Source organism: Rhodococcus huquni (assembly GCF_055231055.1).
The window spans coordinates 104751-124725 of the sequence record NZ_JBUYWE010000012.1 but is presented as its reverse complement, the minus strand read 5'-3'; the positions used below and the strand labels follow the sequence as shown (position 1 = coordinate 124725).

Genomic DNA, 19975 nt, shown 5'->3' with positions numbered 1-19975 from the left:
CCTCGACCCACGACACCCAGAACCGAGCCCGCGCTTCACTGCTCACCCTCCGCTGCCCATACGTCCTCGCCACCATCCACATCCCTTCATTCGATCAGGAATGTTGCGACGACCGCATGAACCGAAGGAGTCCCTGGACTCGCCGGCCACTCACAGGCGCTAGCCCAGTGCGGCGATTGCCTTCGCGACACCCTCGCCGTACGCGGGGTCGCAGTCGGTGCAGTTCTTGATATGCCGCTGCACTACTTCTTCGGATGCGCCGTCGATCGCGCGAGCCGTGTTGTCGAAGAGCGCCTGCTTCTGTTCGTCACTCATGTTGTTGAACAGGACGCGCGGCTGCGAGAAGTAGTCGTCGTCGTCCGCTCGGTAGTCGAAGCGATCGGCAGAATTGCCGACAGCCTGCGCCGGATCACGGTACTGCGGCTGCTCCTGCCACTTGCCGTAGCTGTTGGGCTCGTAGTGTAGGGCGCCACCGTGATTACCGTCCACACGCATCGCGCCGTCCCGGTGGAAGCTGCTCGTCGCAGTGCGGGGAGCGTTGACCGGAATCTGGTAGTTGTTGACACCCAATCGGTATCGCTGGGCGTCGCCGTAGGAGAAGAGACGTCCCTGCAGCATCTTGTCGGGGGAGAAGCTGATGCCCGGCACGACGTGTGCGGGGTTGAATGCTGCCTGCTCCACTTCGGCGAAGTAGTTGTCGGGGTTGCGGTTCAGCTCCCACTCGCCGACCTCGATGAGCGGGTAGTCACCCTTCGGCCACACCTTGGTGAGGTCGAACGGGTGGTACGGAACCTTCTCGGCGTCTGCCTCCGGCATGATCTGCACACACAGCTTCCACTTCGGGAAGTCCCCACGCTCGATGGCGTCGAAGAGGTCTGCCTGGTGGCTTTCGCGATCCTTGCCGACGACCGTCTCGGCCTCGGCGTCGGTGAGGTTCTTGATGCCCTGCTGCACGCGGTGGTGGAACTTCACCCAGAAGCGCTCACCCTTCGCATTGATGAAACTGAAGGTGTGCGAACCGAATCCGTGCATGTGGCGGTACGAGGCGGGGAGTCCGCGATCACTCATGACGATGGTGACCTGATGCAGTGACTCGGGGAGCGAACTCCAGAAGTCCCAGTTGTTGTTGGCACTGCGCATGTTGGTGCGCGGGTCGCGCTTGACCGCATGGTTGAGGTCGGGGAACTTGAGCGGGTCGCGGAAGAAGAACACCGGGGTGTTGTTGCCGACGAGGTCCCAGTTGCCTTCCTCGGTGTAGAACTTCACGGCGAAGCCGCGGATGTCGCGTTCGGCGTCGGCTGCACCGCGCTCGCCGGCGACCGTCGAGAAGCGTGCGAACAGCTCGGTCTTCTTGCCCACCTCGGAGAAGATCTTGGCGCTCGTGTACTCGGAAATGTCGTTGGTGACCGTGAACGTGCCGTACGCGCCGGAACCCTTCGCGTGCATGCGGCGCTCGGGGATCACCTCGCGGTCGAAGTGGGCCAACTTCTCGAGGAACCAGACGTCCTGGAGAAGCTGCGGCCCACGTGGTCCCGCTGTGACCACGTTCTGGTTGTCGGGTACGGGCGCGCCTACGGCCGTGGTGAGTTTGTCGGTGGACGTGCGGTTCTGCTCGCTCACTGTGTATCCCTTCCTTACTGGCTGTTGTCAGGTTCTCGGGCGGTTGTGGGGGTCTCGTTGCGGCAATCGGGGCACATGCCCCAGAAGACGATCTCGGCTTCGTCGATGTCGAAGCCGTGGGTGGAACTGGGCGCGAGGCACGGGGCCTCGCCGACGGCACAGTCGATGTCGCGAATCACTCCGCAACCTCGGCATACGAGATGGTGGTGGTTGTCGCCGACTCGCGCCTCGTACCTGGCCGGCGATCCCGCAGGCTCGATACGACGAACGAGGCGCGCGACCGTGAGGGCTCGGAGCACGTCGTAGACGGCCTGGGTGGAAACGGAACCGATCCGATCTCGAACCCCGGAGGCGATGGTGTCCGCGTCGGCGTGTGGACTGCCCTGGACCTCGGCCAGGACCGCCACGCGAGGTCCTGTGACCCGCAATGACGCGCCCCGTAGGAGTGCAGCCAACTGAGGTGGTGTGTCCACGATCACACTGCACCACGCTTTCTGGAATTGGTCAAGGAAGTGTCGGCTAAGTTCGCTCGACGAGCTGCAGGGTCGCTGCCAGGTACGACAGCGGGACGGCTGGCCATTCCGGGCGCCACGCGTGCTGTGAGCCGTCGGCGTGCAGCCGGGCGACAACGTCCACGATCGCGGGCCCGCCGTCGATCAGGTAGCGCGTGAAACCGATCTGCGAGCACACCGAGGCAATGGCCGCCACTGTTGCCTCGGCATCCTCGATGTGGTCGTCGGCGACCTGGCAGGCAGCAAGTAGCCGCCTCGCCTGCATGTGTGCGAGGGGCCGTTCGCGTTCGTCGATCTCTGCAACGCGCTCTGCGGCGCGGCGGGAGGCGGCTTGCGCATCCGTGTGGAGCAATTGCCGTAGCTCGGTCGCTTCCTCGAGCTGTTCGATGATGTCGGCTACTCCGGCATGTGCCTGCGCGTTGGCGCGGTCGACTCCGCGGCGAGGGCGGTTCTCCGGCGTGTAGGGGAGATCGAAACGCATACGTTCGTTCTCGATTCGGGCCCGCAATCGGGGCAGGGCGAGGGCATCGGCCGCCACCAACCCGTCGTCCAGGCGCGCCACCGCAGCGTCGATATCGCCCCGCGTAGCTTTCACTCGGGCTCCTGTCACGAAGCGGGCGACCATGAAATCGACGACCCCACCTTCGATCCCGAGCTCGTATCCGGCATCGAGAAGCTCTTCGGCTTGATCGACGTCACCCAACTCGTACAGCAGCGCGCCCAGCATCGTGCCCGCGAGGCGGGCCGCGTGGGACTGCGGTCCGGAGGTGTCCTCCGCGGCCTGCAGCGCGATCCGAAAGTGATCCTCGGCAGCGGCGATGTCGAGTTGTTCCGTCGCGGCGATACCGGCGAAGCAGTGCCCGTAGACCAGCCCGAACGATCCGTGGGCTTGCTGGTGGAAGGGTGCGGCCCAATCTTGTCGCCGGCGAGCCTGCGCGAACTCGAATCGGTAGATGGACACGAAACTCGACACGTTCGCCGCGGCCGACACCACCCAGGGGCGAGCAGTCTCGGGCTGCTCGAGAACCTTCGCGATCCATGCTTCGACCCCGGTGATCCGATCTGCCGATACTTCCATCACGGCACGTGCGACGTCCGCCTCGGCACCCAGCTCGTCGAGTTCGGTATCGGCCTCGGAGGTTCTGCGCAAGATCGCCTCGAGGGAGTTCAGTGCCGCACGCGCGGGAGCCGTACGTTGCAACAGAATGTTCGCCCATGCGAGGGCCATCTGCAGGCGCGGGCGAGTCGCAACGAGAGCCGGTGACAGCTTCGAAACGAGGCCCAACAAGGTCGTCATCCGAGAGTGCTCGAGCAGGAGTGCGCTCTGCGCCTCCACGAGGTTCGCCGCGAACTCGTCATCGTGTGCCGCCACGGCGATCTCGACGGCTTCGCAGTGCAGCCGGTGTTCGGCGAACCATCGGGCCGCGGTGCGTCGGAGTTCGTCGACACGGCCCGGTTGGTCCCGCGCGATGCGACGTTGCAGGAACTCTGCGAACACGGTGTCGAATCGGAACCATTCTCGGCCCTCGTCGAGTGCATGGAGAAACAGATCACGTTCCTCGAGCTCCTCGAGGAGTGCCTGTGGATGTGGGGCGTCGGTGAGTGCCGTTGCCAGGCTCGCGCATACGCGATCGGGAATGGACAGCGGCAGAATGAAATCCAGAAGATCGTCGTCGAGCGCGGCGAAGACGTTCTCCGCCAGGTACTGACCGATCGCATGATGCCGTCCGGTCATTCCGCCTATCACCGATGCGGGATCTTCGGCTCCGCGCAGCGATATGCTCGCCAATTGCAGTGCGGCGACCCAGCCGTTGGTCGTCCGCTCCAGGTGGGCAACATCGCGCTCCGACAGCTGCGATCCACTCGAATCGAGAAGGAATGTGCGGGTCTCCTCGAGATCGAAACGCAGTGCGGTCGAGTCGATTTCCACCAGTTCGTCGCGAACCAGCAAGGTCGTCAGGGGTAACCTGGCCTTCGTTCGGCTCGTCACCAGAACCTGTAGGTGATGGCAACTGTTCTCCAGAAGGAATCCGAGGGCGGCGACGGTCGTCCGGTCCTCGACGATGTGCCAATCGTCGATCACGACTACGAGGTGTGTTCGCTTCTCGTGAATTTCGTCGATCAGAGAGGTCAGGACATACCGCTCGGCTTCGTCGCCGTGATCGTCGAGAACCTGGCCGAGCTCGTGAGCGAGGGTGGGGACGGCGAAGCGGATAGCTTCGATCAGGTGAGCGAGAAACCACACGATGTTGTCGTCGTCGTGATCGATGTTGAGCCAGGCCACCGGCACGTTCTCGGCTGCCAGTTCGCCTCGCCACTGCGCCGCGAGCGTCGTCTTGCCGAAGCCTGGTGGCGCATGGACCAGGAGGAGGCGTCTGCGTCCGCCCTCACGAAGGAGGGCGAGCGCGCGCGAGCGAGGGACGAGCACGTGTGTGGGTGTCGGCGGACGGAACTTGGTGGCCGCACTCGGGGGAGTGGTGGTTCCAGAGGTGGTGCGCCGCCCACTGTGTGGCGATCCGGTAACCGAAACCGACACCGAAACCGACGGAGCGCCGATCGCGTCCGATGGTTGTTCGTGCGGTATCGGGATCGAATCCACGTCGAGGCCGTTGTCCTGCTGGACGGTGCGCAATTCTTCGCCGAGCGCCGCGGCGCTCGGGAATCGGTCGGACGGATTCTCTGCCATCGCCCGCTCGATCGCCGCACACAGTGAATCCGGAATTCCCTCGTCGCGAAGGTCGGGTATCGGCTCGGTGGTGATGCGAAGGAATTGCGACACGAGTCGCTCGCCGGTTCTCCGTTCGAAGGCAGCATGACCGGTGATGATGGCGAACAAGGTTGCCCCGAGCCCGTACACGTCCGAGGCGGCGGTCGGTGTACCACCCCGCAATACTTCCGGCGCCGTGAACGCGGGTGAGCCGGCGACGTTGCCGACCTGCGTCTCGAAGCCGCCTCGAACGCGCGCGATGCCGAAGTCGCACAACTGCGGTTCGCCGTAATCGGTGAAGAGGATGTTCGCGGGTTTCACGTCGCGGTGCAGCATGCCGAGGCGGTGTGCAGTCTCGAGGGCACCTGCCATTCGGATGCCGATGCGAATCGCGTCCTGCCACGGCACCGGCCCGTGCGAGCGCACTCGACGGTCGAGAGACTGTTGCGGGTGATAGGGCATCACGATGTACGGCAGGCCGGAGCGGGTGACGCCCGTCTGAAGGATTTCGACGATGTTCGGGTGGCCGGACAACCGCCCCATGGCCCGCTGCTCGCGCAGAAAGCGTTCACGATTGTCTTCGCCGAGGTCCGAGGTGAGGATCTTGATGGCAACCGTGCGATCCAATGCGGTTTGGGTGCAGCGGTAGACGACTCCGAAGCCGCCGCGACCGATTTCGCGGGCATCGTCGAACCCCTCTGCGGCCAGATCGGCTGCCGTATCGGCAACGGGATCGTGTCGCGTCGCGAGTGGATCGGACATATGCGATCACCTTCTGGAGGAACTCCAACCACCAGCATATCGCCGCGCCTGCTTCACTGCCGTCGCATCGAGGTTCGGCGGCCTGCAACACTTGCTCTCATGTCCGGCCTCGAAGACCTGTTCGCCACGCTCCGTCGCTTTCCCGACGTCGAAGCGCCCAACCTGTTCGCCGTGGATGCGGCGGATCGGTTGATCCTGGACGAGGCCGGCGATGCGCTCGCCGCTGCTCCGGACGGGTCGGTCGTCGTCATCGACGACCGGTACGGGGCTCTGACGCTCGGCGCCGCCGTCGCACACGGTTCGAACGGTATCCGCGTGCACCAGGACGGACTCACCGGCGAGCAGGCCTTGGCCGCCAATGCCGAAGGAGTGGGGCTCAGCGATCGGTTCACCTCCATGCCGCTCACGGCCGAGCTGGTCGAGGGAGCACGCGTCGTCCTGATGCAGTTGCCCCGCAGCCTCGCCGAACTGGGCGAGTATGCCGAGATCATCGCTCGTGGTGCGGACCCGGACGTGGTGATCTTCGCCGGCGGCCGCAGCAAGCACATGACGACGGCGATGAACGACGTGCTCGGGACTGTGTTCGAGGACGTCCACGCAGGACTGGGTCGGCAGAAGTCGCGAGTCCTGACGGTGCGAGGGCCTGGCCGTGACTTCGTGACGAAATACCCCCTCCGGGCCACGCTCGAGCATCCACCGATCGAGGTCGTCGCGCACGGGGCGGTGTTCGGCGGACCCAAACTGGACATCGGCACGAGGTTCCTGCTCGAACATCTCGGGAACGTCGACGTCGATGCCCGATCGGCAGTCGATCTCGGTTGTGGCACCGGAATCCTGGCCGTGGAGCTTGCGCGGTCCAATGCCGATCTTCAGGTGATCGCCACCGACGAGTCGGGCGCCGCGGTCGCGTCGGCGGCGGCAACCGCGGCTGCGAACGGGGTCGGTGATCGGGTGCGCGCCCAACGCGACGACGTGATGTCCTCGCTGGCGGATTCCTCGCAGGACGTGATCGTGTGCAATCCGCCGTTCCACCTCGGAGCTGCGGTGCACACGGGCGGCGCGCGCAAGATGTTCGCGGCAGCAGGACGCGTTTTGAAGCCGGGTGGGCAGATGTGGACGGTGTACAACACCCACCTCGGGTATCGGGGGCTTCTGAAGGAGCTGGTCGGCCCAACGGAGGTGGCGGGCAAGAATTCCAAGTTCACCGTCACCGTGTCGAGACGATGAACTGTGCGGCCTTCGTATGGAACGGGGGCGGTCGCACCGGTAGAGTCCGAATTGTCCGGACGCCTCGGGAACTCCCGAGGCGCCCAGAAACGTTGAAAGAACAGACACGTTGAACGAACAGAAACGTTGAACGACATCAGCAACCGCCCGGATCGCCCCGGCGAGCCATGAGAAGGGATGTGCACGGTGCGCACCACCAGTAACCCGGTGTTCCGCAACCTGCCCAAGCAAGAGGGCAGCGGATACGCCTCGTTCGGATCTGCGACGGCCGGCGCCGCGCAGGTCACTCAGCAATTCGGTCAACCGCAGTACACCCAGGCCGAGCCGTACCGTACCGGTCCGGACTCGCGCCCCATGACAATCGACGACGTGGTCACCAAGACCGGCGTGACGCTCGGTGTGTTGACCGTTGCGGCGTTGATCTCCTACTTCTTCGTCTCCAACAACAACGCGCTCGCCGCCCCGTTCGTCATCGGCGGCGGTCTGATCGGTCTGGTCCTCGTTCTCGTCGCGACCTTCGGTCGCAAGATGGACAACCCGGCGATCGTCCTCGCCTACGCAGCGGCAGAGGGTGTGTTCCTCGGGGCGCTGTCGTTCATGTTCACCAACATCGAGTTCGGTGGTGCCGGTGGCAGTGCGCTGATCGGCCAGGCGGTACTCGGCACGTTCGGTGTGTTCTTCGGAATGCTGGTCGTCTACAAGACCGGTGCCATCCGCGTCACCCCGCGTCTGACCCGCATGATCATCGGCGCCCTGATCGGTGTCGTCGTCCTCGCGCTGGGCAACCTGGTTGCCAGCTTCTTCATGGACGGCGGATTCGGTCTCCGCGACGGCGGCCCCATCGCCATCATCTTCAGCCTCGTCTGCATCGGTATCGCCGCATTCAGCTTCCTGCTGGACTTCGACGCAGCCGACAAGCTGATCCGCGCACAGGCACCGGAGAAGGCTGCATGGGGCGTCGCATTCGGTCTCACGGTCACGCTGGTGTGGCTGTACATCGAGATCCTGCGTCTGCTGAGCTACTTCAACAGCGACTAGAAGCTCCAACAGAACGCCCCCGAGAGCATGCTCTCGGGGGCGTTTCTATCCCGTGAGTGGTTGACGAGTCCAGAGACTCGTCAACCACTCACAGGCCCGGAGGGCTTCAGCTGAGGCGCTCGAGCACCATCGCCATGCCCTGGCCGCCGCCGACACACATGGTCTCGACGCCGAACGTCTTGTCCTGCTCGCGCAGGTTGTTCAGCAGGGTGTTGGTGATGCGTGCACCGGTCATGCCGAACGGGTGGCCGAGAGCGATCGCGCCACCGGAGATGTTGAGCTTGTCCTCCTCGATGCCGAGCTCACGAGCGGAGCCGAGCACCTGCACGGCGAAGGCCTCGTTGATCTCGAACAGGTCGATGTCGGAGACCGACTTGCCGGCGATCTTCAGGGCGTTCTTGACGGCCTGGATCGGGCCGAGGCCCATGATCTCCGGGGACAAGCCGGAGACACCGGTGGAGACGACGCGGGCGAGCGGGGTCAGACCCAGCGCCTTTGCCTTGGTGTCCGACATGATGACGAGGGCGGCAGCGCCGTCGTTGAGCGGGCAGGCGTTGCCGGCGGTGACGGTTCCGTCGGGACGGAAGACCGGCTTGAGCTGCGAGATCTTCTCGTAGGTGGTGCCGGCGCGAGGACCGTCGTCGGTGGAGACCACGGTGCCGTCGGGCAGCGTGACCGGGGTGATCTCCTTCTCGAAGAAGCCGCGCTTGATGGCTTCCTCCGCGCGGTTCTGCGAGCGGACACCCCAGTGGTCCTGATCTTCACGGCTGATGCCCGTGAAGGAAGCGACGTTCTCGGCGGTCTGGCCCATCGCGATGTAAGCGTCGGGCAGCAAGCCGTCCTCGCGCGGGTCGTTCCACGCGACGCCACCCTCGGCGAGCTTCGCGGTGCGGGCCTCGGCGTCGGCGAATTTGGCGTTCTTGGTGTTCGGGAGGCCGTCTGCGTTACCGGTGATGAAGCTGGAAACGGACTCGACACCCGCCGAGATGAAGACGTCACCCTCACCGGCCTTGATGGCGTGCATGGCCATACGTGTCGTCTGGAGCGACGACGAACAGTAGCGGTTCACGGTCACGCCGGGAAGGAAGTCGTACCCCAGCTCGACGGCGACAACGCGCGCGATATTGAAGCCGGACTGGCCCGCAGGCTGACCGCAGCCGAGGAGCAGGTCGTCGATGTCCTTGGGATCGAGCTCCGGAACCTTCGCCAGCGCCGCGGCAATCATCTGGGTGGTCAGGTCGTCCGGACGGATGTCCTTGAGCGACCCCTTCATGGCGCGGCCGATCGGCGAGCGTACTGCTGAGACGATTACTGCCTCGGGCATGGAAACTCCTTATTTCTACGGCTGGTCTGTGCTGTGCTGCAGACCACCGGTACGTGGTCTCACTCGACAACTTACGTTGCTGGAGATTCGACGCGAAGCCCCACTGCATCGAGGGTGGAGTCACCGGGACGGTCGCCGCGGTGGGGGACCAGCCTCTCCAGGGCCGCACCGACGCGCGCACTCACCGTGCGGGCCTGCGCCGCCCCCGACACCTCGGGCAGCTCGGGCAGTGGACCGCCGTGCCACATACCGAGTGCGGTGGCGAGGACCGGCACGATCTGGATTGCAGCGAGTTCGTATCCGGCGGCGGACGGGTGGAAATGATCGGACGAGAACATCGTGTCCGGTGCTGCCAGGAATTCGGGAGCCAGAAGGTCGGCCAGTGCGACCGGATGCCCTCCCGCCGCGAGCACCGCCGACTTCTGCGCTCGCGCCAGACGCAGCCCCCACGTGCGCACCACCGTTCGAAGTGGTTGTGGAATTGCCGTGACGGCACCGAGGTCGGGGCAGGTGCCCACCACGACGACACAGTCGTGCTGCCGAAGACGTTTGGTGGCTTCACCGAGGCGATGAGCCGACGATCGAATGGAGTTCTTGGCAGTCACATCGTTGGCTCCGACGAGAATGACCGCGGCATCCGGTGGCGGTCCTGCGATGAACATCGCGTCGACCTGTCCACGTAGTCCGCGGGACGTCGCGCCGCCGATCGCCTTGGTGCTGAGTCGGATTCGACGGCCCGTATCGTCGGCGAGCCGGCGCGCGATCTGCACCCCGGGGACCTCCTCGGCGCTCTGGCAACCGACGCCTGCGGCGGTGGAGTCTCCGAAGATCATCAGGTGGACGTCGTAGGGAACCGACCGCCACCATCGCTCGGGAGTGATCGCCCCTGGCGCGTACACGCCGTCGGCCTCCGGCGGCTTCGCTATGTTGCGGCCGATCACGCCGCGCGCTGCCGATGCCTGCGACATCAGATAGTTGTAGGCAGCCCAGGACAAAGTTCCGGCGCTGGAACCGGCGACCACTGCCGCCGTGCCCGCCTTCACTCCGAGTTGCCATGTGCTCTTGGGCACGGGTCTCACCTTTCCGCTACCGGATCTTTTTCACGGCCTCTTCACGGTGTGCGTGAGTCCCAATCTAGTCGGACCTGGAGCTGCCTGCCGGACGTCTGTGAGCGGTCCTGGTCGGCATCTGGGAACATGGAGCCATGCGCATCGCGGAACATGTGGTTGACCTCATCGGCAACACTCCTCTCGTCAAGCTCACTTCTGTTATCGGTGAGAACGCCGGGACCGTTGCAGCCAAGATCGAGTATCTGAATCCGGGCGGTAGCTCCAAGGACCGTATCGCCGTGAAGATGATCGACGCTGCCGAGGCCTCCGGCGAGCTGAAGCCCGGCGGGACCATCGTCGAACCGACATCGGGCAACACCGGAATCGGGCTTGCACTCGTTGCGCAGAAGCGCGGCTACAAGTGCGTATTCGTCTGCCCCGACAAGGTGAGCGAGGACAAGCGCAACGTTCTCAAGGCCTACGGCGCCGAGGTCGTCGTGTGCCCGACCGCGGTCGCGCCGGATCACCCGGACAGCTACTACAGCGTCTCCGACCGGCTCGCTCGTGAGTTGCCGGGCGGCTGGAAGCCCAACCAGTACTCCAACCCGGGCGGCCCGCAGAGCCACTACGAGACCACCGGCCCCGAGATCTGGGCGGACACCGACGGCAAGATCACCCACTTCGTGGCAGGTGTCGGCACCGGCGGAACCATCAGCGGCACCGGCAAGTACCTCAAGGAGGTCTCCGGCGGCAAGGTGAAGGTGGTCGGAGCCGACCCCGAAGGTTCGGTGTACTCGGGCGGCACCGGCCGCCCGTACCTGGTGGAAGGCGTCGGCGAGGACTTCTGGCCCTCGGCGTACGACCCGTCCATCCCGGACGAGATCATCGCCGTGTCGGATGGCGACTCCTTCGAGATGACGCGTCGTCTCGCTCGTGAGGAGGGCTTGCTCGTCGGCGGCTCCTGCGGCATGGCGGTGGTCGCGGCACTCGAGGTCGCCAAGCGTGAAGGGCCGGACGCACTGGTCGTGGTGCTCCTTCCCGACGGTGGCCGTGGCTACCTGTCCAAGATCTTCAACGACGACTGGATGTCGTCCTACGGATTCCTGCGGACCCCGCTCGACGGGAAGCCGGACGAGAAGACCGTCGGCGACGTCCTGCGCGGCAAGTCCGGAGAACTTCCCGACCTGGTGCACACGCACCCGTCGGAGACGCTTCGCGATGCCATCGAGATCCTGCGCGAGTACGGCGTCTCGCAGATGCCGGTCGTCGGCGCCGAGCCGCCCGTCATGGCCGGCGAGGTCGCGGGCAGCGTCACCGAGCGCGAACTGCTGAGTGCGGTATTCGAGGGGCGCGCGCACCTGGCGGACTCCGTCGAGAAGCACATGAGCAAGCCGTTCCCGCTGATCGGTTCGGGCGAGCCCGTGTCGGCAGCGACGAAGGCGCTCGGTGACTCGGATGCGCTCATGGTCGTGGACGACGGTAAGCCGGTCGGCGTCATCACTCGGCACGACCTGCTGGGCTTCTTGAGCGCCGGGGCATAGGCTTTTCGCTGCCGACGGGCCACTCCTCGCAAGGGGAGTGGCCCGTCGCCACGCGTGACGACTTTTCGTTCCACACGAAATCGAGCACCACCGACCGAACAGGACGCCCGATGCGCAGAGCCATGATCGTTCCGCTCGCGGCTTGTGCGCTCCTTGCTGCCGGCTGCACTACGAGCGTCGAGGGAACGCCGACCGCGGCGAAGGGTGCCTCGAGTACGACGGGCTCGTCGTCCGCCGCACCCGGCGCCTCGGGCGCGAGCAAATCGGCGGACTGCGATGCGTTGACGGAGGCGTTGGGTCCACTCGTATCGGACCGGCCGGAGGTCTCGGAGCAGACGTTGCCCGGGTTCGAGGACCCGATGTGCATGTGGTCCAAGGGTGCATCGAACATTGCCGGTGCCCTCACCGTGATCGTGCGGGAAGAAGCGCACGATCCGGCTGTGCTCGCGCAGATGCACACTGTCGGAACCACGGTTCCCGATCCCCGCGCCGACGCGCTGGGCGGCGTGGTGCTGGACGTGGTGGGGCTGGCACTGCTCACGCCGACCCACAACATCATCGCCAACAGTATGGACAGCAGCATCGACGATGCGAAGAAGCTGGACATGTTGTTCGCGGTCGCCGAGTATCTGGAGAAATAGTCCTCCATTAGGCTGGTCTGCATGAGTGAGCAGCGCAGCAAGGCGGACAACATCAGCTGGCAGGGTTTCTCCACCAAGGCGGTTCACGCCGGATTCGACCCCGATCCACAGACCGGTGCGGTAAACGTTCCGATCTATGCGAGTTCGACGTTCGCGCAGGACGGCGTGGGCGGAATGCGTGACGGCTTCGAGTACGCACGCACGGGCAACCCGACGAGGCGGCCGCTGGAGGCCAACCTGGCCGCGTTGGAATCGGGCACCTACGGGCGCGCCTTCGGTTCGGGCATGGCCGCAACGGACTGCGCGCTGCGCGCGACGCTTCGCCCCGGCGATCACCTGATCATTCCCAACGACGCCTACGGCGGAACGTTCCGGCTCATCGACAAGGTCTTCACTCAGTGGGGGATCGAATACACCCCGGTCCCCGTCACCGACGTCGACGCGGTGCGCGCGGCCATGAGGCCCGAGACCAAGCTCGTGTGGGTGGAGACGCCCACCAACCCGTTGCTCAACATCGGTGACATCGAGAAGCTGGCCGACGTTGCGCACGAGGGCAACGCGAAGCTGGTGGTGGACAACACGTTCGCGTCGCCTTACCTGCAGCAGCCGTTGCAGCTCGGCGCGGACATCGCCCTGCACTCGACCACCAAGTACATCGGTGGACACTCCGACGTCGTCGGTGGCGCGCTCGTGACGGACGACGAAGAGCTGGACACGGCATTCGCGTTCCTGCAGAACGGCGCGGGCGCGGTTCCCGGCCCGTTCGATGCGTTCCTCACACTGCGTGGCATCAAGACGCTCGCGCTGCGTATGGAGCGGCACAGCGACAACGCCGAGAAGCTCGTCGACCTGCTCACCGGGCATTCCGCGGTGTCGCACGTGATCTACCCGGGCCTCGACAGCCATCCCGGTCACGGTGTCGCGGCCAAGCAGATGCGACGCTTCGGCGGGATGATCTCGGTGCGGCTCGCCGGTGGCCGCCAGGCCGCGCTCGACTTCTGCGCCCGTACGGAGATCTTCACCTTGGCCGAGTCGCTCGGCGGCGTCGAGTCGCTCATCGAGCATCCCGGTGCGATGACTCACGCGTCCACGGCAGGCTCGGTGCTCGAGGTTCCAGACGATCTGGTGCGTCTGTCGGTGGGAATCGAGGACGGCGCCGATCTGGTTGCCGACATCGAGAACGCGCTTCGCTGATTCGGAGCTTCCACGAGTGCGGCTTCCACGCGGGTTACTCTTGCCCGCGTGGAAGCCGTCACCCTCGAACAAGTAAGGGCAGCTCGTGAGCTGTTGGACCCCGTCATGCGGCGGACCCCGACGATCGCCTCGCGGGCGCTGTCGGACCGGAGCGGTCATCAGGTATTGCTCAAATGCGAAAACCTGCAACGCACCGGATCTTTCAAGCCTCGGGGTGCATACAACCGGATAGCCAACCTGTCCGAAGTCGAGAGTGCGAACGGTGTGGTTGCGGCCAGCGCCGGAAACCATGCGCAGGGCGTGGCCTGGGCGGCCACCGAGCTCGGCATCGAGTCGACGGTGTTCATGCCGAACGGAGCGCCGTTGCCGAAGCTGGTGGCGACGCGGGCGTACGGCGCCACCGTGCATCTCGTCGGAGAAACCGTCGACGACGCTCTTGTCGCGGCACGAGAGTTCGCGGAGTCGAACGGGGCAGTTCTGATCCATCCGTTCGACCACCCGGACATCGTCGCGGGCCAGGGCACGGTCGGCCTCGAGATCCTCGAACAACTTCCGGACGTCGGCACTGTGCTGGTTCCTGCCGGTGGCGGCGGACTGCTGGCTGGAATCGCGGCCGTGATCTCCGACCTCGCGCCGGATGTCCGGATCATCGGAGTACAGGCAGAAGGGGCAGCGGCGTGGCCCGGTTCTCTCGAAGCCGGACACCCGGTGCCACTTGGCGCCATGTCGACGATGGCGGACGGGATCGCGGTGGGCCGGCCGGGCGACGTGCCGTTCGCGCACGTGTCCAAGCAGGTCGACAAGATCGTCACCGTCTCCGAGGATGCGTTGTCACGTGCCCTGCTGCTGTGCCTCGAACGAGCGAAGCTCATCGTGGAGCCGGCAGGTGCGGCCGCCGTGGCCGCGTTGATGAGTATCCCGGCCGACGAACTCGGGCTGACCGGGCCGGTGTGCGCCGTCCTTTCCGGCGGCAACGTCGATCCCCTGCTGCTCACCCACGTCGTCACGCACGGACTTCGCGCCGCCGGGCGTTATCTCGGTGTGCACATCACGATTCCGGATCGTCCGGGCGGTCTGGTCGACCTCCTCGGGGTGGTCAGTGACAACGGCGCCAGCGTGGTCGACGTCGTGCATTCCCGGACCCGCGGCGCCCTCGCGCTGGACGAGGTGGAGGTATTTCTCACCGTCGAGACGCGCGGTCCCGAGCATCGGCAGAGCATGCTCGACGCGCTCGACGCGGCCGGCTACGCACCTCGCCTTCAGGACTGACTCGGCCAACCTCCGAGGGTGACCACCCGAAACTCCTGGTCGACGAGTCTGGCAGGAAGTTCCAGGCGCGAGAGGAAATCGATCGCGCCGCCCGCCATACGCACGGCAGTGGTACTCGCGCTGTGCGCCGCGGTGCACGTTTCGGCGACGACGGAGACGGTGCGCCACTGCGGAAACGACTCCGGGTGAAGGGGTTTGACGGTGCTCGCCGTTGCGACCCCGGCGCCCGAGGGGATGGACACCTGGCACGTCGGATCGCCGGGTAGGTCCTGCACCTGGACCTGCCATCGGTCCTCGGGGGTGTCTCCGGCCGCGGCGATGTCACCGCCGAGGGCCACGAGGACCCCGCAGCCGAGAAGCTCGGCCGTGGACGTCGCGCAGTGGTCGGCAGTGCTCGCTCTGGACGTACTCGACAGATCGAGATCGACTCCGTCGGGAAGATGTAGTGACGTTCCGTCGACGGAGATCGCGCGCCAACCGGTTCCGTTCGCAGTCGGCCCGGGCGCTCCCTCGGTGGAGTGGGCAACAGACAGCGCATCCGCAACGAAGCGAGCGAACATCGGGGTGACCGTGTTGTGTCCGGGGATCAGATTGCGAATCTCGGAGTCGGCGCGGTCTCGATTGGTGGCGACATCGGCGGCAGAAAGGTAGCCGCGGACGAGGTTCGTCGCCGAGTCGAGCGCATCCGGATCGGTGACGACCACCCGAGCGTGCAGACCCCACGACGACCATTCGGTGGCGTGTTTGGGCGTCACGATCCGCTGGAAACAGCGTCTGCAGGTCCGTCGCCGGCTGCGACGAGTGCAACGGCCGTGGAGTCGGGGGTGGGTGTGTCGGTGGCGACGCTGCCGCCGGCGAGCAGTCCGACGATTCCGGCCGAGGCGAGGGCAATGCGAACAGGTAGGAAGCGTGCGGGGCGTCGTTCATCGCTCATGGCGTCCAGCATCCCCGTCGAACCTGTGAAGAGTCTGGGAAGCAGCTTGGGATCGGTGTCGGGTTTGACCACATTCCCTGGTCCGAGCCCCGAAAACGCTCTGTGTGACGAGCCCCGGAAAATATCCGCTTTCGACCCGTTCGAAGTTCGTCATTCTCCTCCCGCCACCTGTGTCTCGCCGTAACGTGAGGGCACTCGGTCCGTTGCACCGAGGAGGAGGAGTTACGGATGTCAGTGGATGCAGCAGCGATCATCGTGGCGATCACTACGGCAGCGGGGGCCATTGTGGCGGGGGCGGACATTCCGCAACCCGTCAAAGATCAAGCGGTCACGGCGGTTCAGAACGCAGAACAGGCATCGCCGGACGTGCAGAAGCAGGTCGAGGACGCAATAGCGGCGATGCCGGAAGGCACGCGCCAGCAGGCCGAGCAGATGGTGGGTGATGTCGGCGGCGCAGTGAAGGACGCGACCGATCCGTACATTCCCGAGCAGGAGAAGGCTCCCAAGCCTGGAGACCCGGCAGTTGCGGCGCCCCCTCCGCCCGCACTTCGAGTTGCACCCGGAGGCCAGACGGGCACGGCCCCACTCTCCAGCGGCGCTGCACCGACGAACAACGGATTTCAATCTTTGATGCCGTCCGCCCCGTCTTCGGTGGGAGCTGTCGGAGCAGCAGGTTCTGCCTTCGCCGATATCCCAGGGCTGCCGTTCCTCGGAGCACTCGGTTCGCTGGTGCCGGCGGTGCCCGCAGGTTTTCCAGGTGTGTCTCTCGCTCCGGTCGGTGCCATCGCGGTGTTCGCACCGTGGATTCGCAAGGCCGGTTCCGTGTGTGAAGGCGTCAAGCCCGCCACCTTGGCCGCCCTCTATTCGGTCGGCAGCGGATTTCGCTATGGCGCGGCCGCACCGACGAGCCCGGCTGGTGCGCGCGGGCCCGGACAGTTCACCCCGGAGGCCTGGGCCAAGTACGGAAAAGACGCCGACGGTGACGGCAAGGTCGACATACTCGGTGTCGCCGACCCGGTGATGGCCAGTGGCGCCATGCTGTGCGACGTGTTCGGTCAGGTCGAGGCGCTCAAGGCCGGTGGTGCCGTGAAGGGCGATTCCCTGGACCTGACCCTCGCCGCGTACGACGTCGGGATCGATGCGGTTCGGCAGTCGGGCGGTGTCCCCGCCGCAGCGCCGGGCCGTGAACCTGCGCCGTTCGTTGCTCGCGTTCGATCGCTCGAGGAGTCGTTCGACCGCATGTTGGCCCCGTTCTTCTACGGCGGCGCAGCAGTGGACGGCGTCAGCAAGGTGATCGACGCGGCCATGAAGTACATCGGACTTCCGTACGTCTGGGGCGGCGGCAGCATCAACGGCCCGTCGATGGGTGGCTTCGACTGCTCGGGCCTGACCTCGTTCGCGGTGTATGCCGCGACCGGAATCAAGCTGCCCCGTACCTCGGAGACCCAGTGGCGCGTCGGTGTCGAGGTTCCGCTCGACCAAGCCCGTCCCGGCGATCTGCTGTTCGGTAACTGGGGGCCGGGTGGACCGGGTCACGTCGCCATCTATCTCGGCAACGGACAGATGCTTCACGCACCCACCACAGGCGATGTCGTACGCGTCGGCGCGGTCTTCGACGGCATGAAGGCTCGCCGACTCGCCTGACCCTCATTTGCTCATACAACGAAGCGCCGGCCCCGGATTCTCGATCCGGGCCGGCGCTTCGTCGAAGGAAATCGGTGTATCAGCCGCGGTACGGTTCCGCGCTGACGAGTGTCACCTTCATGCTGTTGCCGTTGGGCAGCGTGTACTCGCGGGTCTCGCCGACCTTGGATTCGAGCAGGGCGCTACCCAGCGGTGAGTTCGGCGAGTAGACCTCGAGCTCGGAGTCGTTCGAGCCTTCTTCGCGGGTGGCGATGAGGAATGTCTCGGTGTCCTTCTCGTCTCCGTCGTAGTAGACCTTCACGACGGAGCCGGGCAGCGCGACACCAGACTGGGTGGGGGCTTCGCCCACCTTTGCGCTGTTCAGCAGCTCCTGAAGCTGACGGATGCGGGCTTCCTGCTGACCCTGATCCTCGCGTGCGGCGTGGTATCCGCCGTTCTCCTTCAGGTCACCCTCTTCGCGCCGTTCGTTGATCTCGGCTGCGATCACGGGGCGGTTGGCGATGAGTTGGTCGAGTTCGCTCTTGAGCCTGTCGTGTGACTCCTGGGTCAGCCAGGTCACCTGGGTCTCGGTCATCTCGATCACTCCCTCGTAGTTGGAGCCGCCGGGCTCCCTCGACAGGTCATTGCAAGAGCAATGACCAACGGCACGACGGGAAGGCACGACTTTCGTCGCGCCGGGCCCCATCCTGCCGTCAATGCAGCAATACACGGTTCCACCCGGAACCGTGTATCAGCCGATTCTAGCACGAGCGGGCCTGCCGAACTGGCGATCGCTGTTCGTTCGCTGTGAGGTGAACGTGTGTCAGTGAGCGGTCAGGTACTCGGGAACGTCGAAGCTGCACCCATAGAGATCGCCCATTCCTGGCGGGCGAGAGGTGAGGACGGCTGTCGTGATCAATACCGTTTGGTCCTCACCACCGGGCACCAGCACTTCGCGTCGGCCGGTTTCGGACCCGTCCTGGGACCGGGCGCGCACGATGCACACCGCCTCACGTGACGGGTCTTCTCGAGTCACTTTGAGGGTGAGGTCGAGCTTCGAGTCGTCGACGATGTCGAACGAGGTGACCTCGGCGTCGATCTCGCTGGTAGCGAACTTCTGGTACGCGACGACAGCGACGACCACCCCGACCAGTACGACCACAGCGCCTGCCAACCATGCCAGTGACCTGCGAGATCGTGCAGGTTTGGTGGTCGAGGAATACCGGCCGGGTGGAAGCGTGCTGGTCATCTTGTCTGCTCTCAGGCCATCGGAACGGGGCCACGGCTGCATTGGGAAGTATCGGGTGGAACTATAGAGGAGTGCATTGGTGCGCAGCCGACGCGGCACACGGCCGGGACGGCGACAGGCGAAGACGAGGTGAACGAACACGTGAGCGGATTCAGGCTCATGGCCGTCCATGCCCATCCCGACGACGAGTCGAGCAAGGGCGCTGCGACGACGGCCCGTTACGCCGCTGAAGGAAACGACGTCATGGTCGTGTCGCTCACCGGCGGTGAACGCGGCGACATCCTCAATCCGGCGATGGACATTCCCGGTGTCAGGGACCGCATTCAGGCGGTTCGTGAGGAGGAGATGGCGGAGGCCGCTCGCATCCTCGGTGTCCAGCATCGCTGGCTGGGATTCATCGATTCGGGCCTGCCGGAGGGCGACCCGAAGCCGCCGCTTCCGGACGGGTGCTTCGCGCTGGTCCCGTTGGAGGAGTCCACGGAGGCATTGGTCCGCGTGATCCGTGAGTTCCGCCCGCACGTGATCACCACGTACGACGAAAACGGCGGGTACCCGCATCCCGACCACATTCGCTGCCACGAGGTGTCGATGGCTGCGTACGAGGCGGCCGGCGATCCGAACCGTTTTCCGGATGCGGGAGAGCCGTGGGAAGTACAGAAGGTGTACTACTCGCACGGCTTCATTCGGAAGCGACTCGTGCTGTTCCAGGAGGAGTACGAGCGCCGCGGCGAAGACTTCCCGATGGCCGATTGGTTGAAGAAGTGGAAGACCGAGCAAGGTGACCTGATGGCACGGGTGACCACACAGATCACCTGCGGCGACTACTTCCCCCAGCGGGACGACGCACTGCGTGCGCACGCGACACAGATCGATCCCAACGGGTCGTTCTTCGCGGTGCCGCTGGACATACAGCAGAAGATTTGGCCGACCGAGGAGTTCGAGCTCGCACAGACACGGGTCACCACGTCGATTCCGGAGTCGGACCTCTTCGCCGGAATCGTGGAGGAAGAGCAGAAGTGAACGCGCTGACTGTCCAGATACTCGCTCAGGCCGATCCTTCGGGCCCCGAGTTCGGCAAGGCGTCGCCGTTCGGACTGCTCGTGCTCTTGGCGCTCTTCGTCGGAGTGATTCTCCTGGTGCGATCGATGAACAAACGGCTCAACAGGCTGCCGGACACGTTCGAACCCGAACATCCGGAGGCGGATCAGGAAGCCGACGAGGGCACGGATCGGGGCGCGATTCCGCACACCCCTCCGGACAAGACCGACTGAGGGCGCTCCGCGCC

General features: G+C 65.3%; 18 protein-coding genes. 9 read left to right on the top strand and 9 right to left on the bottom strand.

The window, feature by feature from the left end; translation table 11 throughout:
* Positions 1-159 precede the first annotated feature (159 nt).
* Genes ACZI8R_RS19055 through ACZI8R_RS19045 form a run of 3 tightly spaced genes read right to left on the bottom strand, consistent with a single transcriptional unit; the run spans position 160 to position 5601 of the window.
* Positions 160-1620 carry a catalase gene (locus ACZI8R_RS19055; RefSeq protein WP_463381221.1) on the bottom strand — a complete coding sequence of 487 codons (1461 nt, stop codon included), beginning with the start codon at positions 1618-1620 and terminating at the stop codon, positions 160-162.
* Positions 1621-1634: 14 nt separating this feature from the next.
* Positions 1635-2093, bottom strand: coding sequence for a Fur family transcriptional regulator (locus ACZI8R_RS19050; protein WP_463381220.1), 459 nt, complete (start codon positions 2091-2093; stop codon positions 1635-1637).
* A gap of 46 nt (positions 2094-2139) precedes the next feature.
* A complete protein-coding gene (locus ACZI8R_RS19045; RefSeq protein ID WP_463381219.1) occupies positions 2140-5601 on the bottom strand; it encodes a protein kinase domain-containing protein in 3462 nt (1153 codons plus the stop codon).
* Positions 5602-5700: 99 nt separating this feature from the next.
* Here ACZI8R_RS19045 and ACZI8R_RS19040 point away from each other — a divergent pair, with 99 nt between their 5' ends.
* Positions 5701-6828 carry a class I SAM-dependent methyltransferase gene (locus ACZI8R_RS19040; protein WP_463381218.1) on the top strand — a complete coding sequence of 376 codons (1128 nt, stop codon included), beginning with the start codon at positions 5701-5703 and terminating at the stop codon, positions 6826-6828.
* 186 nt (positions 6829-7014) lie between these two features.
* On the top strand, positions 7015-7866 hold the full coding sequence (locus tag ACZI8R_RS19035) for a Bax inhibitor-1/YccA family protein (protein WP_463381217.1): 852 nt from the start codon (positions 7015-7017) through the stop codon (positions 7864-7866).
* Positions 7867-7972: 106 nt separating this feature from the next.
* Here ACZI8R_RS19035 and ACZI8R_RS19030 read toward each other — a convergent pair whose 3' ends face one another.
* Complete coding sequence (locus ACZI8R_RS19030; protein WP_463381216.1) at positions 7973-9190, bottom strand: acetyl-CoA C-acetyltransferase; 1218 nt, start codon at positions 9188-9190, stop codon at positions 7973-7975.
* 71 nt (positions 9191-9261) lie between these two features.
* A complete protein-coding gene (locus tag ACZI8R_RS19025; protein ID WP_463381215.1) occupies positions 9262-10260 on the bottom strand; it encodes an SGNH/GDSL hydrolase family protein in 999 nt (332 codons plus the stop codon).
* A 134-nt stretch (positions 10261-10394) separates the two neighbouring features.
* Here ACZI8R_RS19025 and ACZI8R_RS19020 point away from each other — a divergent pair, with 134 nt between their 5' ends.
* The 4 genes from ACZI8R_RS19020 to ilvA all read left to right on the top strand — a co-directional run bounded on the left by ACZI8R_RS19020 (position 10395) and on the right by ilvA (position 14884).
* Complete coding sequence (locus ACZI8R_RS19020) at positions 10395-11780, top strand: cystathionine beta-synthase (RefSeq protein WP_463381214.1); 1386 nt, start codon at positions 10395-10397, stop codon at positions 11778-11780.
* A 110-nt stretch (positions 11781-11890) separates the two neighbouring features.
* Positions 11891-12421: a hypothetical protein gene (locus ACZI8R_RS19015; RefSeq protein WP_463381213.1), complete on the top strand. Its 531-nt coding sequence runs from the start codon at positions 11891-11893 to the stop codon at positions 12419-12421.
* 21 nt (positions 12422-12442) lie between these two features.
* Entirely contained in the window at positions 12443-13615 is a 1173-nt protein-coding gene (locus ACZI8R_RS19010) for a cystathionine gamma-synthase (protein WP_463381212.1), read from the top strand.
* A gap of 105 nt (positions 13616-13720) precedes the next feature.
* Entirely contained in the window at positions 13721-14884 is a 1164-nt protein-coding gene (gene ilvA / locus ACZI8R_RS19005) for a threonine ammonia-lyase (protein ID WP_463381230.1), read from the top strand.
* On the opposite strand, the gene ACZI8R_RS19000 is transcribed toward ilvA, so the two are convergent.
* Positions 14875-15642, bottom strand: coding sequence for an FAD:protein FMN transferase (locus ACZI8R_RS19000; protein WP_463381229.1), 768 nt, complete (start codon positions 15640-15642; stop codon positions 14875-14877). The two genes, ilvA and ACZI8R_RS19000, sit on opposite strands and share 10 nt — an antisense overlap.
* Positions 15636-15818: a hypothetical protein gene (locus tag ACZI8R_RS18995; RefSeq protein WP_463381211.1), complete on the bottom strand. Its 183-nt coding sequence runs from the start codon at positions 15816-15818 to the stop codon at positions 15636-15638. Before ACZI8R_RS18995 ends, ACZI8R_RS19000 begins: the two co-directional genes overlap by 7 nt.
* Positions 15819-16046: 228 nt before the next feature.
* Here ACZI8R_RS18995 and ACZI8R_RS18990 point away from each other — a divergent pair, with 228 nt between their 5' ends.
* The gene (locus ACZI8R_RS18990; RefSeq protein ID WP_463381210.1) at positions 16047-17462 is read left to right on the top strand and encodes a C40 family peptidase; all 1416 of its coding nucleotides are present in this window, start codon (positions 16047-16049) and stop codon (positions 17460-17462) included.
* A gap of 79 nt (positions 17463-17541) precedes the next feature.
* Here ACZI8R_RS18990 and greA read toward each other — a convergent pair whose 3' ends face one another.
* Together greA and ACZI8R_RS18980 are read right to left on the bottom strand one after the other, a co-directional pair.
* Positions 17542-18036: a transcription elongation factor GreA gene (gene greA, locus ACZI8R_RS18985; protein WP_463381209.1), complete on the bottom strand. Its 495-nt coding sequence runs from the start codon at positions 18034-18036 to the stop codon at positions 17542-17544.
* Positions 18037-18264: 228 nt separating this feature from the next.
* Positions 18265-18690 carry a DUF4307 domain-containing protein gene (locus ACZI8R_RS18980; RefSeq protein ID WP_463381208.1) on the bottom strand — a complete coding sequence of 142 codons (426 nt, stop codon included), beginning with the start codon at positions 18688-18690 and terminating at the stop codon, positions 18265-18267.
* A gap of 141 nt (positions 18691-18831) precedes the next feature.
* Here ACZI8R_RS18980 and mca point away from each other — a divergent pair, with 141 nt between their 5' ends.
* Together mca and ACZI8R_RS18970 are read left to right on the top strand one after the other, a co-directional pair.
* Entirely contained in the window at positions 18832-19710 is an 879-nt protein-coding gene (gene mca / locus ACZI8R_RS18975; protein WP_463381207.1) for a mycothiol conjugate amidase Mca, read from the top strand.
* On the top strand, positions 19707-19961 hold the full coding sequence (locus tag ACZI8R_RS18970) for a hypothetical protein (RefSeq protein WP_463381206.1): 255 nt from the start codon (positions 19707-19709) through the stop codon (positions 19959-19961). Before mca ends, ACZI8R_RS18970 begins: the two co-directional genes overlap by 4 nt.
* Positions 19962-19975: the final 14 nt, after the last annotated feature.

Bases quoted from the DNA above. Each gene is read 5' to 3' on its own strand.
- ACZI8R_RS19045 (WP_463381219.1), bottom strand. From the start codon at position 5,601: ATGTCCGATCCACTCGCGACGCGACACGATCCCGTTGCCGATACGGCA.
- ACZI8R_RS19040 (WP_463381218.1), top strand. From the start codon at position 5,701: ATGTCCGGCCTCGAAGACCTGTTCGCCACGCTCCGTCGCTTTCCCGAC.
- ACZI8R_RS19030 (WP_463381216.1), bottom strand. From the start codon at position 9,190: ATGCCCGAGGCAGTAATCGTCTCAGCAGTACGCTCGCCGATCGGCCGC.
- ACZI8R_RS19020 (WP_463381214.1), top strand. From the start codon at position 10,395: ATGCGCATCGCGGAACATGTGGTTGACCTCATCGGCAACACTCCTCTC.
- ACZI8R_RS19015 (WP_463381213.1), top strand. From the start codon at position 11,891: ATGCGCAGAGCCATGATCGTTCCGCTCGCGGCTTGTGCGCTCCTTGCT.
- ACZI8R_RS19010 (WP_463381212.1), top strand. From the start codon at position 12,443: ATGAGTGAGCAGCGCAGCAAGGCGGACAACATCAGCTGGCAGGGTTTC.
- ilvA (WP_463381230.1), top strand. From the start codon at position 13,721: ATGCGGCGGACCCCGACGATCGCCTCGCGGGCGCTGTCGGACCGGAGC.
- ACZI8R_RS18995 (WP_463381211.1), bottom strand. From the start codon at position 15,818: ATGAGCGATGAACGACGCCCCGCACGCTTCCTACCTGTTCGCATTGCC.
- ACZI8R_RS18990 (WP_463381210.1), top strand. From the start codon at position 16,047: ATGTCAGTGGATGCAGCAGCGATCATCGTGGCGATCACTACGGCAGCG.
- greA (WP_463381209.1), bottom strand. From the start codon at position 18,036: ATGACCGAGACCCAGGTGACCTGGCTGACCCAGGAGTCACACGACAGG.
- ACZI8R_RS18980 (WP_463381208.1), bottom strand. From the start codon at position 18,690: ATGACCAGCACGCTTCCACCCGGCCGGTATTCCTCGACCACCAAACCT.